The 12,968-nt window shown below is 33.8% G+C and carries 18 protein-coding genes and 1 riboswitch; all 18 genes read right to left on the bottom strand.

Going from position 1 to position 12,968, the window contains the following annotated elements:
* Positions 1–8: 8 nt before the first annotated feature.
* A complete protein-coding gene (locus tag Q0410_RS01090) occupies positions 9–1,094 on the bottom strand; it encodes an elongator complex protein 3 (RefSeq protein WP_299031907.1) in 1,086 nt (361 codons plus the stop codon).
* Entirely contained in the window at positions 1,072–1,785 is a 714-nt protein-coding gene (gene rnc, locus Q0410_RS01085; protein ID WP_299031904.1) for a ribonuclease III, read from the bottom strand. Before rnc ends, Q0410_RS01090 begins: the two co-directional genes overlap by 23 nt.
* Positions 1,785–2,009, bottom strand: coding sequence for a phosphopantetheine-binding protein (locus Q0410_RS01080; protein ID WP_299031902.1), 225 nt, complete (start codon positions 2,007–2,009; stop codon positions 1,785–1,787). The genes rnc and Q0410_RS01080 overlap by 1 nt, the downstream gene beginning before the upstream one ends.
* The gene (gene plsX, locus Q0410_RS01075; RefSeq protein WP_299031900.1) at positions 2,002–2,979 is read right to left on the bottom strand and encodes a phosphate acyltransferase PlsX; all 978 of its coding nucleotides are present in this window, start codon (positions 2,977–2,979) and stop codon (positions 2,002–2,004) included. The genes Q0410_RS01080 and plsX overlap by 8 nt, the downstream gene beginning before the upstream one ends.
* 93 nt (positions 2,980–3,072) lie before the next feature.
* Entirely contained in the window at positions 3,073–3,252 is a 180-nt protein-coding gene (rpmF, locus tag Q0410_RS01070; RefSeq protein WP_004830014.1) for a 50S ribosomal protein L32, read from the bottom strand.
* Positions 3,253–3,316: 64 nt separating this feature from the next.
* Positions 3,317–4,510, bottom strand: coding sequence for an acetate/propionate family kinase (locus Q0410_RS01065; protein WP_299031898.1), 1,194 nt, complete (start codon positions 4,508–4,510; stop codon positions 3,317–3,319).
* A gap of 62 nt (positions 4,511–4,572) precedes the next feature.
* Entirely contained in the window at positions 4,573–4,974 is a 402-nt protein-coding gene (locus Q0410_RS01060) for a hypothetical protein (RefSeq protein WP_299031896.1), read from the bottom strand.
* Positions 4,971–5,441 carry a type II secretion system protein gene (locus Q0410_RS01055; RefSeq protein WP_299031893.1) on the bottom strand — a complete coding sequence of 157 codons (471 nt, stop codon included), beginning with the start codon at positions 5,439–5,441 and terminating at the stop codon, positions 4,971–4,973. Before Q0410_RS01055 ends, Q0410_RS01060 begins: the two co-directional genes overlap by 4 nt.
* The gene (locus Q0410_RS01050; protein WP_299031890.1) at positions 5,425–5,775 is read right to left on the bottom strand and encodes a prepilin-type N-terminal cleavage/methylation domain-containing protein; all 351 of its coding nucleotides are present in this window, start codon (positions 5,773–5,775) and stop codon (positions 5,425–5,427) included. Before Q0410_RS01050 ends, Q0410_RS01055 begins: the two co-directional genes overlap by 17 nt.
* Positions 5,747–6,181, bottom strand: a complete 435-nt coding sequence (locus Q0410_RS01045; RefSeq protein WP_299031887.1) for a prepilin-type N-terminal cleavage/methylation domain-containing protein — start codon at positions 6,179–6,181, stop codon at positions 5,747–5,749. The genes Q0410_RS01050 and Q0410_RS01045 overlap by 29 nt, the downstream gene beginning before the upstream one ends.
* Positions 6,178–6,912 carry an A24 family peptidase gene (locus Q0410_RS01040; RefSeq protein ID WP_299031884.1) on the bottom strand — a complete coding sequence of 245 codons (735 nt, stop codon included), beginning with the start codon at positions 6,910–6,912 and terminating at the stop codon, positions 6,178–6,180. The genes Q0410_RS01045 and Q0410_RS01040 overlap by 4 nt, the downstream gene beginning before the upstream one ends.
* Positions 6,913–6,922: 10 nt before the next feature.
* Positions 6,923–7,348 carry a prepilin-type N-terminal cleavage/methylation domain-containing protein gene (locus Q0410_RS01035; protein WP_299031881.1) on the bottom strand — a complete coding sequence of 142 codons (426 nt, stop codon included), beginning with the start codon at positions 7,346–7,348 and terminating at the stop codon, positions 6,923–6,925.
* A gap of 1 nt (position 7,349) precedes the next feature.
* Entirely contained in the window at positions 7,350–8,450 is a 1,101-nt protein-coding gene (locus Q0410_RS01030; RefSeq protein ID WP_299031878.1) for a type II secretion system F family protein, read from the bottom strand.
* Positions 8,451–9,011: a ribosome recycling factor gene (gene frr, locus Q0410_RS01025; RefSeq protein WP_299031875.1), complete on the bottom strand. Its 561-nt coding sequence runs from the start codon at positions 9,009–9,011 to the stop codon at positions 8,451–8,453.
* Position 9,012: 1 nt separating this feature from the next.
* A complete protein-coding gene (pyrH, locus tag Q0410_RS01020) occupies positions 9,013–9,726 on the bottom strand; it encodes a UMP kinase (RefSeq protein ID WP_299031872.1) in 714 nt (237 codons plus the stop codon).
* Positions 9,727–9,814: 88 nt separating this feature from the next.
* A complete protein-coding gene (locus Q0410_RS01015) occupies positions 9,815–11,203 on the bottom strand; it encodes an MATE family efflux transporter (protein WP_299031869.1) in 1,389 nt (462 codons plus the stop codon).
* 146 nt (positions 11,204–11,349) lie between these two features.
* Positions 11,350–12,135: a bifunctional hydroxymethylpyrimidine kinase/phosphomethylpyrimidine kinase gene (gene thiD / locus Q0410_RS01010; protein ID WP_299031866.1), complete on the bottom strand. Its 786-nt coding sequence runs from the start codon at positions 12,133–12,135 to the stop codon at positions 11,350–11,352.
* A gap of 14 nt (positions 12,136–12,149) precedes the next feature.
* Complete coding sequence (thiW, locus tag Q0410_RS01005) at positions 12,150–12,656, bottom strand: energy coupling factor transporter S component ThiW (protein WP_299031863.1); 507 nt, start codon at positions 12,654–12,656, stop codon at positions 12,150–12,152.
* A gap of 45 nt (positions 12,657–12,701) precedes the next feature.
* Positions 12,702–12,800, bottom strand: a riboswitch (TPP riboswitch).
* Positions 12,801–12,968 lie beyond the last annotated feature (168 nt).

Raw genomic sequence — 12,968 nt, 5'->3', positions numbered from 1 at the left:
TTTCTAATCTAATTTAAATCACCACCGTACTTTTTTTCTACATAGGAATTTACAAATTCTTTTAAAGATAAGTCTATTTTCTTATCCCCATTTTCAAGATAGAAATCTTCATCATTTGTAAAGGCTAATTTTATCTTATACTTATCATAAAAATATTTCTTGTTAGATTTTTTATTGCCAGCAATTAGGGAAATATCCTTATTTCTTGCATGGATTAGGATCTGTCCACCTATCTTTTCTTTTTTTACTATCTCTTCAAGGTAGATTCTATAAATATAGGATTCAACTAATTGTCTCATTGCGGCATGGAAGGGTCCTGCTACTACATCAGCCCCTTCATTGATATTCTCTGTTGGCTGAAGGCCAATTCTTATGACATTTATATTTTTATATTCATATATCATAAGGACCTCAGCAGATATTTTGATAGCCTCTTTTAGGCTTAAGGGCTCGTAAAGACCTGCCTTATATAGTTTTTCAAGCTTGGTATCCTTTATAACAAGGGTCGGATAAATCCTAGCTATATCCGGAAGAAGCTTAGCTGACTTAAGGGCAGTTTTAATGATTTTTTCCTCACTATCCTTATACAAACCTGGCATAATTTGATGGCCAAGGGTAAAACCATATTCTTTTATAAGCCTACTTGCCATCTTACTATCAAGGGCAGTGTGCCCTCTTTCATTTGCACATAAAACATCTTCTGAAAAAGACTGGATACCAAGTTCTATGGTATCTACTCCGTAGGATTTTAGGGTATCTAGAATGGAATTATTTATATAATCAGGTCTGGTTGAGAGTCTGATTCTATCAATAATGCCCTTCTTTTTATAAGCTCCTGCAATTTCTAAATAAGAAACCATGGTCTCATAAGGTAGGCCTGTAAATGATCCGCCGTAGAAGGCTATTTCTTTGGGACTTTCTTTATCTTTAAAATATGATAAATAATCTTCTATTTGTTTTTTTATTGCATCTTCATCTGCCTTATCTTTGTAATTTGTAATCTTTACCTGGTTACAAAAAGCACAATCATGAGGGCAGCCTAAAAATGGTATGAATATTGGTATAATTTGCCTAGTCATTTTTAATTTTCTCATAGGCAGCCTTGGCAGCCATTTGTTCTGCAGTTTTTTTGTTTTTCCCCTCACCTTGGGCCAAAGATCTATTACCCAACCTTACTTCCATGGTAAAGGTCTTATCATGCTCAGGGCCTACTTCCTTAATAAGTTCATAGGAAAGACTCTTTTTGCTATGAGAATTATAGTATTCCTGAAGCCTTGTCTTATAGTCTAAAAACAAAGAATCATCATTTATAATCTTTAAAACTTCTTCGCTGTAGTTTTCCCTTAGAAATTCAAAAAGTCTCTCATAGGATGAATCTAGATAGATTGCGGCACACATAGCCTCAAAGGTATCAGCTTTGACGTGTTTTTTTAGCTTGCCTCCCTGTTTTTTCTCACCCATACCAAACCTTAGGTATTTTGTTAGCTCAAATTTCTCACTTGCCTTGGCAAAGGAATCTGTACATACTATCCTAGACCTGGTCCTAGTTAGCCAGCCTTCAGATTTTTTGTCATAATTTTTAAAAAGATACTCACTTACAACCATATCAAGGATGGTATCTCCTAAAAATTCTAGTCTTTCGTTGGATTTTGTCTTAACTCTTGCTTCATTTGTAAAGGAAGAATGAGTAAAGGCTACATCTATCAATGCCTTGTCATTGAAGCTGTAGCCTATACTTTTTTCAAATTCTTCGATTTTTTCTAGTCTATCTTTAGTCAAAGACATTAATTTTTGCTTTCTATTAAACTTACTATATCTGAAAGAGTTTCGATTTCGTCTAGCTCTTCGTCAGTAAATTCTATCTCAAATTCTTCTTCGATAACCATGATAAAATCAACTAGATCAATGGAATCTATGTCCATGCCAGAAATTTTATCTTCAAAATCTAGGTTAGAAGTATCGATATCAAGATTTTCTTCTGCTAGTTTTAATAATTGTTCTCTAATCATTTAATTCTCCTTGTATTTTTTCTATTACATTCATATTTATATATTCCATAAGTCCTAAAAGGGCGTTTGAAATTGCTATATCGTTTGAATTGCCATGGGCCTTATATACATATGACTTTACCCCTAATAGAGGTACCCCACCAATGTTTTGTGAGCTAAATTTGCCCATTTCTTTTGATAAATCATTTTTTATAGCAATACCAGCAAGCTTAGTTTTAAAAGATTTATATAAAACATCTTTCATTTGGGCTTTAAATACACTTATAACTCCCTCAGCTGTCTTTACTGCAACATTACCTGCAAAACCATCTGCAACAATGACATTTACCTTGCCAGTAAAGAGGTCTCTTGCCTCAATATTACCAACAAAATTAAGGTCTGACTCACTTAAAATTTTATAGGCTTCCTTAGTAAGCTTGTTTCCTTTGTGACTTTCAAGCCCCACATTTAAAAGGCCAATCTTTGGGTTTTTGATATGGATGACGTTTTCCAAAAATACCTTACCCATGATAGCGAATTCTTCAAGGTAGGCTGGCTTACAATCCATATTAGCCCCTGAATCCATAAGGAGGGTTACTTCTCCTAGACTTGGGAGGGGTGCTGCTAGAGATGGTCTATCAATCCCATCTATCCTTTTTGATATGAAGATCCCACCTGCAAGAATAGCTCCAGTTGATCCTGCAGATAAAAGCCCGTCGTAGCCTTCTTCTTTTAGTTTATTGTAGGCTAAAACCAAAGATGAATCTTTTTTTCTTCTAATAGCCCTTACTGGTTCCTCATCATTTGATATATATTCGTCAGTATGGATTATTTCGTAGGTAGAAACTCTCCCATCTATTAATTTTTCTATTTCTTCTTCATTTCCTACAAATACAGGTATAAAGTCTTTCTTTTTCAAAGCAAGGACTGCCCCATCAACAAGGACCTTACTTCCCCCATCTGCACCAAATGTATCTATTAATATTTTCATAAAACTCCTCTTCTAATTTAATATATTATACTACAAGAAGTTAAATTTCCATAAAAAAAGAGCCTGTTGCTAGGCAACAAACTCTTTTAATAACTATTGTTCATCAATTACTGCTACGCCTTTGTATTCCCCACAGGATGGGCAAACTCTGTGTGGTAATTTCATTTCGTGGCAATTTGGACACTCAACATAGTTTGATCTGTTCAAAGTATAAGCTGAGGCTCTTCTTTTATTTTTTCTTGTTTTTGATGTTCTTCTTTTTGGTACTGCCATCTATGACACCTCCTCTTATCAGTTTTAGCAATCTTTTATATTATATAAGCTATTTTCTTTATTGTCAAGCTTCTACAAGAGATTTTGTGTCACGAGCTATCATTAATTCTTCGTTGGTAGCTATAACCATTACCTTGACTTTAGAATCATCAGTAGATATTACATGGCAACCACCACGTACATCATTCTTTTCTGGATCTATTTTGATACCAAATTGCTCAAAACCTTCCATGATGTCAGCTCTCATAGGAATAGAGTTTTCACCGATACCACCAGTAAATACTATAGCATCACATGTTCCAATTTCAGCCATATATCCTGCTATATATCTTTTAACTCTACTTACAAACATATCAAGGGCAATCTTTGCTCTTTCGTTTCCTTCTTTGGCTGCACTTTCTAGGTCTCTAAAGTCGCTAGATACGCCAGAAACACCAAGAACACCAGATTCTTTATTAAGAACATTTTCCATCTCTTCTGGGCTTAGGTTTTCTTTTCTCATTATATAAGTTACCGCTGAAGGGTCCATATCACCAGATCTTGTACCCATTACAAGACCTTCTAGTGGAGTAAGTCCCATAGATGTATCGTAAGATTCACCATTTTTAACTGCACAAATAGATGAACCGTTTCCTAGGTGGGCAGAAATCATGTTTAAATCTTTTACATCCTTGCCAAGAACTTCTGCTGTTTTATTAGTAATAAAGTTGTGGCTTGTACCGTGGAAGCCGTATTTTCTGATTGACTCTTTTTCGTAATATTTGTAGTCTACACCATATAGGTAGGTTTTTGCTGGCATAGTTTGGTGGAAGGCTGTATCAAAAACTGCTACGTTTTTAACATTTGGTAGAAGTTTTTCACAAGCTTCAAGACCCATTAGGTTAGCTGGATTGTGAAGTGGAGCAAATTTTTGGTATTCTACTATAGCATCTCTTACTTCTTTATCGATAAGAGCTGATTTTGTTATCTTTTCTCCACCATGAACAACTCTGTGACCTACAGCGTCAATTTCGTTAAGGTCTGCTATTACACCATTGTCCTTATCAACTAGGGCATCAAAAACATGGGATACTGCTTCTGTGTGATCTTTCATGTTCTCTTCTATAATATATTCGTCATCACCCTTTTCTTGGATAAGCTTAGATCCTTCGATACCGATTCTTTCCACAAGACCCTTTACCATTACTTCTTCATTATCCATATCAAATAATTGATATTTAAGTGATGATGAACCACAGTTAATTACTAATACTTTCATTTTTCCTCCATATATTTCTGATTTTCTATAATCATTATACCGTAAATGATTTTTTGGCAATGCTAATAAACTCTCTTATATACAATTTTAATCTTATTATTTTCATCTACTTTATAGGTTAAAATTGCATGGCTTTCTGTACCCTTATACTTAGCTCTTACATTTATTGCCTTCGCTCCTTTTGCCTCTTCAACACCGTTATTAGGGATACCGTTAGATATATCAATTTCTGACTTATGATTGAAGTGCCTTAAAATATCTCCGCTTTGTATTTCATTGCCATTATTTTTCTCTTCTATAATCATATTTAATACCGACTCAGCTTCATAAAGGGCAATTTTTTTATTATACAGACTTTCACTAATATCATAATTTGTATCATTTTCCTTGTAAATGAAAGTAATGGTTAGGCCAAAAACAAGGAGAATCAAAAGGACATATATGCTAACAAAAGCCTTTTTCATAACTTATCTCCCACATAAACAGCACTTTCAAAGGTATAAGTACCGTTTTTACTCTTTATCCTTATATCAATTATTTCTTCATTTAGGTTATAGAAAAGATCTAAGTCCCCGCACTCACATATTTTGTTTGATGTGCCTTTAGAATCTTTATGAACACTTGATCTTTTTATATACAAAAATCCATCTTTTGAATAAAAATAGAAACTTGAAATATCTTTACCATCTACCATAATATAACCAGTGAAATTTGAATTTTCGTGATTGTCTATTTCTATCTTATGACTTCTTCGAATGGTAGTATCTATATAAGCCATAGCTGTGTAGGCTTCTTTGTATTCTTTTTCATCTCTATAAGACTTATTTAAAATATTGATGTTTAAAGAAAACAAATTTGATAGTATCAACGCCAAAAAAGAAATAATAGCAAGGCTTATAACAAGCTCAATTAAACTAAAACCCTTCTTCATTACAGGCCTCTATTAATTCAAAACTCTGTCCTTCAAAACTCGCCCTAATTTTTTTATAATTAGCAGTAAGAACTTGGTTTTCGTATTTTTCAACACTTATTTCAACGTTTTTGCCATTTATTTCCTTATTTTCTCTATGACCAATTGGTTTATTCCTGCTAGTTTCGATAGCTTTTTCAAGGATAAATGAAGTATATGGAATGTCTTTTATTTTTCTTGAATTTTCGAGATTACTAGTAACAGCTGGGATCAAAAACAAAGTAATAAGACTTAGTAAAAGGATTGCAATCAAAACTTCTATTAGGCTAAAGGCCTTCCTTGTTTTTCTCTTCAAGATAACCTCCTACTGCATATATAGTAAAATACCATCTTACTTCGGAATCTTTTTTTGAAACAAAAACTAAATTATATGCTTCCTTTTCGTTTTTCGTATTAACTGAACCATTAGGTTTAAACGTAATTTCTTCTGTATTTAAAGATTTAATATGATGTAATTCTCGAACTTTTTCTATATTTCCCCTTGTTATGTAATAGTCATCAATAAAGGTCATGTGATTTTCAGACCCCGTTGAAAGAGATAGATCCCTTAGGTAGGAATAATCATCTACAAAGGTTTGAATTTCATTTCTTGCTCCTATCTTATCAACTACATTAAATCTTAAAATAGCAATCGCGCTTCCAATTGATATTATTCCTAAAACTATTATTAATTCTATAAGGGTAAAGGCAGATTTTTTCATAGGTAATCCTTAAAAACTAAAATTAAGAAAAAGGCAAGAGAAATAGCTGGACAAAAGGCTATGGCTCCTTTTAGCGACCTTTGACCAATGGCTTTTATAATAGCGAAAAAAGCACCTAACCAAATTGAAAATAAGATCAATTTTAAAATTAGATAATTTTCTAAAAAGCAAAATAATCCCAGGTAAAAAAATAAATCACCATCGCCAAGTCCTCCTTTAGATACGAAACGAACCATAAGAAAAATCATACTAAAAATAAAACAAATAAGTAAAAATCTTAAGTCTATTTTAAAGAAAACTAGCCTATAGGAAAATCCTAAAAGTAAGAGCACCTTAAGGTCCCTATCATATATTTCTAAAAATTTATAATCCGTAAAGGAGATTAGGAGAGATAATAATAGGGAAGCTGCGAGAAAAATTCCTGCTAGGTTGTTATAGTACTTAAAAATAAAAACAAAGATAAGGCCAGCTATTATTTCTAAAAAGACCCTATCTATTGAAATCTTTGCCCCACAACACCTGGCCCTTCCCCTTAAAAATATGAAGGAAAAGACGGGGACAAGATCTTTTTTGAGGATCTTCTTGCCACAAGAATCACAAAAACTCGGAGGGGATATAATCGATATCCCCTCTTCGCGCCTATAAACTAGGGCTGATATAAAAGAGCCAAAGGATGCTCCTAGCATGAATATTAAAAAACAAATTAATATAAGATATATTTTAAATTCCATCTTACTTTTATTATTCAGAGCCTGAGTTTTCTTCAGGTGATTTTATTTTATTAATAGGATCAGTATTTTCATCTGGCTTTACTGTAAGCACACCACCCTTATACTCAACAATGTAATTATCAATATTTTGAAACTTTAATCCACTAGGAATTTCTGGCCATTTCTCTACATAGTTTTCATAATCATTATTAGTATCTGTTTCTTTACTTGAGTCTTGACTTTTCTTTTCCCATTTAAAATCCTTATCCTCTTCCAAAATCTTCATCTTAGCTGCAGACTTTAACATTTCTACATTGGCTATATGGGCAGTTTCTGCAGCCTTTATCCTAGATTTGTTGTATCTAGGAATGGCTATTGCTGCCAAAATTCCCATTATGGCTATTACTATTATTAGTTCAACTAGGGTAAAGGCTTGTCTTTTCTTTTTATTTTTCATATCAAACTCCACTTATTCCATTTATAGAATCAAACATCGGTATGGATACCGAAAATACAACAAAAGCAACAAAGAGACCCATTATTATAATCAAAACGGGTTCAGCCAGGCCAGTTAGTTTTTTTATCTTAAATATGTACTCATTGGCAAAGTAGTCGTTAGCATTTTTCATACTTTCATCAAGACTTGCAGTCTCTTCTCCAATTTCAACCATAGATATCAAAAGCGGAGAAAAAAGTCCTGCTTTTTTAAAAGCACCTCCCAAATTTTCACCCTTATTTATATCTTCTTTTATAGCAAGAAGTCTTTCTTTTACATAAGTGTTTTTAAAAGAATCTGCCATTATATCAAAGGAGTTTATTGTATCTATATCTCCCCTCCTTAGGATATAATAAATCGAAGTTAGCTGATATTCTACCCTTAGCCTGTTTATCCCCCTAAGGGGTCTAAGGTTAAAGATAAACTTATCTATGGCGACTTTTTTCTTATAGTCAGTCCTTAAAAATAAATATATAAGGACAAGCAAGATAAGACTTAAGAAAATCAAGCTATAAAAAGATGAAATAAACCTAGATACAGCTAATAAAACCCTGGTAGCTAGGGGTAGGCTCATTTGAGAACTTTCAAAAATCTCTATAAAACTTGGCATAACAAAGTTAATAATAGCAATAATTACCAGGATGCTTACTATAAATACCAAGATTGGATAGGTCATAGCCTGCCTAACTATAGACTTGTTTTTGCTTTCCTCAAAGATAAACTCAGATAAGTCTTTTAAAATTTTGCCCAGGGATCCAGTTTTCATCCCTGTTTTTATAAAGGCTAGGACTAGGGGTGAAAAATAAGCTCTTGCTAGATAAAAAGACTCATAGGGATCAAGACCTTTTTTAAGTCCCTCGCTTACAAGGCTTATAGCCCTTACTACTTTCTTATCTGCTCCCTGTTCTTTTATTATATTTAGACTTTTATACAAACTTATGCCTGAATTTAAAAGTAGGGATAATTCATTTAGAAACAAGGACATAGCCCTAGAATCTATTTTCTTAGGTCCTATGTCCTTGTTTAAAATACTAACTATCCTCTTATAAGATTTCTTATTCAATTAAACATTCATTAATTCATTGTTTTTCTTATCAGCTAGGTCTTCAACTGATTTAATAAACTTATCTGTTATTTTTTGAAGTTCATCTTCTAGTGTATACCTATCGTCTTCAGTTATATCGCCTGATTTTTCTGACTTTTTAACTTCATCCATATAGTCACGTCTTACATTTCTTATAACTATCTTAGCATCTTCTGCATAGGTATTTACTTCTTTGGTGTATTCTTTTCTTCTCTCTTCTGTAAGGGCTGGGAATGGCAGTCTAATAACTTCACCATCATTGCCTGGTGTGATACCAATATTTGACTTAAGTATAGCTTTTTCAATTGGCTTGATATTATTTTTATCCCATGGTTTAATTATAAGAAGCCTTGCCTCAGGAATAGAGATAGTAGCAGCTTGGTTGATTGGTGTTTCTGTTCCGTAGTAGGAGAAGGTGATACCATCAAGTATTGCTTCTGTTGCTCTTCCTGCCTTGATTGTAGATATTCTTCTTTCAAAAGAAGCTACTGCTTTTTCCATTCCTGCCTTTGTGTCTTTTTGAATTTGTTCATATAGCATTTTAAAAACTCTCCTTTACTCTTGTGCCAAGATTTTCATTCTCAAATACTCTTACCATATTTGCTGGGTCATCTATTCCAAAAACTATAAGTGGCATGTCATTATCCATGCAAAGTGATGTGGCTGTTGTGTCCATAATTTTAAGCTCTTTTTGTAGGATTTCTTTATAGGTAAGCTTATCAAATTTCTTTGCGTCATCATAGACGTTTGGATCCTTATCGTAGATTCCATCTGTACCTGTCTTACCTAATAAAATTACATCGGCTCCTATCTCAAGAGCCCTTAGGCTTGCTGTAGTATCTGTTGAAAAATATGGAAGTCCAGTTCCTGCTGAAAAGATAACTACCCTTCCTTTTTCAAGGTGCCTTACAGCCCTGCGTCTGATATATGGCTCTGCTACTTCAGTCATAGATATAGCTGTCATAAGCCTTGTATCAAGGCCAATCTCTTCTAGGGTACCTTGGACTCTAAGTCCATTCATAACAGTACCTAGCATACCTATATTATCAGAGCTTGCCCTATCTATATTGGTGCCGCTCCTACCTCTCCAGAAATTGCCCCCACCTACAACGATGGCAACTTCTATACCTTTTTCTACTAAAACTTTAATATTTTCACATATTTTGTTAATCATTTCATCATCAAAACCAAAACCAGTTTTGCCAGCTAGAGCTTCACCGCTTAGTTTTAATATAACTCTTTTAATATCCTGCAAAATATTCCTCCTACTTATTACTAATTATAACCTATAAATGATAACATTTGCAAGTCTTTATATTTTTTAAATTTAGCAAATCTTAAAATCAAAATGATCCGCCCATCCACTTGCCCTGTTTATAAATAAGGTGAGCAATTATACTTATAATGACATTTGATATGGACATAGAAAGCCAGATACCAGTAGCCCCAAAGCTTGTCAGATATTTAAAGAAAAATAAAAGTGGTATTCTTATCCCCCATAGTCTTAAAACATCTATAAACATAGAGTATTTGGAATTGCCCGAACCTTGGAAGAGTCCTTGGTAGATAAAAAACATATTTAAATTAGCAAGGGTAATAAGGGTATAAGTGGTATAGGTCTCAGCTTCTCTCATCAAAGTTGAATCAAGGGGTGCATCTATGAAAAACCTAAGGATTTGATACCTATAGATAAAGCTTATTATAGCAATCATAATTGACATAATGACAATTATGATAGATGCCTTTTTAAAAGTCTCCTTAACTCTCTTAATATTACCACTGCCTATATTTTGCCCAATAATACTTGTTATGGCTGAGCCAATGCCACCTGGTGGGATATTTAATAAGCCAGTTATCCTGTTAACCATACCGTAGGCTGCGACTGTATCGGTACCATAGGATTGGATGAAGGAATTTAAGATAATAAACCCTACAGCAGCTCCCATTTGCCCGATGACAGAAGGGGTGGCTATGGTATAGATTTTCTTTACTATATTCCTCTCCCATTTTATGTAAAAAAGTGAAGCATAATTTAATTTTATCAATTCTTTATTAATCCTTAGGTGGATAAAGCCTAAGAGGCACATCAAGGCTTGGGTTAAAACTGTAGCAAGGGCTGCTCCCATTACCCCAAGGCCTAGACCCTTAAAGCCAAAAATTGGAACTACATCAAAAATAAATAAGGGGTTTAAAACCATATTTAGGATTACACAAGTAGTACTTATGATAGTTGGGATGGTATTTTTGCCCTGGGCTTGAAAAACTGCTGCATAAACAAAATATAAAAATATAAAAGGTATGCCGAAATACGAATATTTTAGATATTCAACAGAAAATATATGTAAATTACCACTAGCTCCCATAAGGCTTACTATGGATTCTGCTGTAAAGTAGCCTACAACCATAAAGACCAGAGAAAATAAAAATGAAATATTGATAATCGTATCGTTATACTTCTGAGCAAGCTTAATATCCCCCATGCCTATTAATTGGGATATAAGGGAAATAGCTGCAATTGAAAGGCCTATACCTATAGAATTAAACAAAAAAATAACAGGCCAGGTAAAGGAAGTAGCTGCAAACTCTGCAGTACCAAGTTTTCCAAGCCAAAAGGCGTCAGCCAAGGAATAAAGTTGTTGGATAAAATTATTTAGTATTATTGGTATGGAAATAACTGCTATGGCCTTATAGATATTTCCGTGTAAAATTAACTCTCTACGGTCTTTTCTCATAATAACTCCTTGGTAAAATCTTATACTTATTATACCATATTTTTTTATAAAATAGTAGATAGTAATAACCACCATTCTATAAATCTTAAATATAAAAAACCGGCTAACTTAAGCTTTTAGCGCGTAAGTTTTGCCGGTTTTATATCTTACTTATTTAAGATGTAATTATGCATAAGAGGACCTGAGCCCTTACCAAGGTCAAGACCTGCTCTTAAGGCTTCTGTAAGATAAGTTTTAGCATGAGCTATAGCCTCATCTAGGTCAAGGCCCTTAGCTAGGTTACTTGCTATGGCACTTGATAGGGTACAGCCTGTACCGTGGGTGTTTGGATTATCGATCCTATCTGACCTAAACCATTTGAATTTTCCGTCCCTATACAAAAGGTCATTGGCATCGTTAATCTTGTGTCCTCCCTTAAGTAGAACTGCACAATCATACTTATCTCCTATCATTTCGGCTGCCTTTTGCATATCATCTTCACTTTTTATTTCCATACCAGCAAGAATTTCTCCTTCTGGTATATTTGGAGTAATCACATCTGCTAGAGGGATCAACCTATTTATTAGGCTATCCATAGCCTCTTCCTTTAAAAGCTTTGCTCCAGATGTTGCTACCATAACAGGGTCAAGGACTATATTTTTAGCCTGGTATTTTTCTAAAGACTCAGCTATGGCCTCTACTATTTCTGGAGAAGAAACCATACCAATTTTAATTGCGTCTGGGTAAATATCTGTAAAAACAGCGTCCATTTGATCAACAATAAATTCTGGGCTTACATCAAGGATAGCTGTAACTCCTTGGGTATTTTGAGCTGTAAGGGCAGTTATTACGCTCATGGCATAGACCCCGTTTAGAGTCATTGCCTTAAGGTCTGCCTGGATACCAGCTCCACCTGATGAATCTGATCCTGCAATAGTTAAACAAGTTTTCATAATTTTCTCCTTTATTAATTATAAATTTCTCTTACAAATTTACTATCCTTAAGCCTTGCTAAAATTATAGAGGCTATGATAGTACCACCAGCTGTTGATATAAAAAACGGAAGTATATAGGTATAGATAGCTATATTCGCCGCAGATTTACCCATTAGTAAGATTGCTACTGGGTAAGCAGCAAGTCCTCCCAAAATAGAGGTGCCAAAAACTTCTCCAAGACCAGTTAAGGCTAAATTCTTAGTCTTTTTATAAATAAGACCACATAAGAGGGCCCCAAACATAGAACCTGAAAAGGCCATAAGGCTACCAAGACCCAAGATATTTCTCAAAAGTGATGAAAAAAATGCAATCACTAACCCATAAAAGGGTCCCAGGGTTACTGCTGCAAACATATTTACAATATGCTGGACAGGAGCACACCTAGAAAAAAACACTGGAAATGAAAAGGTAGAACCCACTACAGCTATGGCTATTAAAAACGATGCTAGAACAAATTTTTTAAGTCTTATATCTTTCATAAATCTCCTTTAAAATTAAAATAAAAAAAGCTAACCTTAAGGTTAGCAAAATAAAAAAAGACTCCTTACGCCGGCATTATCCGTATCAAGTAAAGGGTCGAAGTCAAAACTTCCTCTCAGCTATATGCTCCCCTGTTAAATCTATTTTATGGTAAAAAAAGTTAGTGTCAAATAATTATTAATTGAATTGTATTTACTGCTTTAAAAAATAGGTAAAATAAAATTATTTAAAAAAGTGAAATCCAGCCAGGTTTTCAAAATAAATCCTAAACAATTATGTTGGTAACTGGTTGGTAACAATATTCCTTAGAT

This window comes from uncultured Anaerococcus sp. (genome assembly GCF_937934665.1).
In the GTDB taxonomy this organism is placed as follows: Bacteria; Bacillota; Clostridia; order Tissierellales; family Peptoniphilaceae; genus Anaerococcus.
This window is presented reverse-complemented; position numbering and strand designations above follow the sequence as displayed.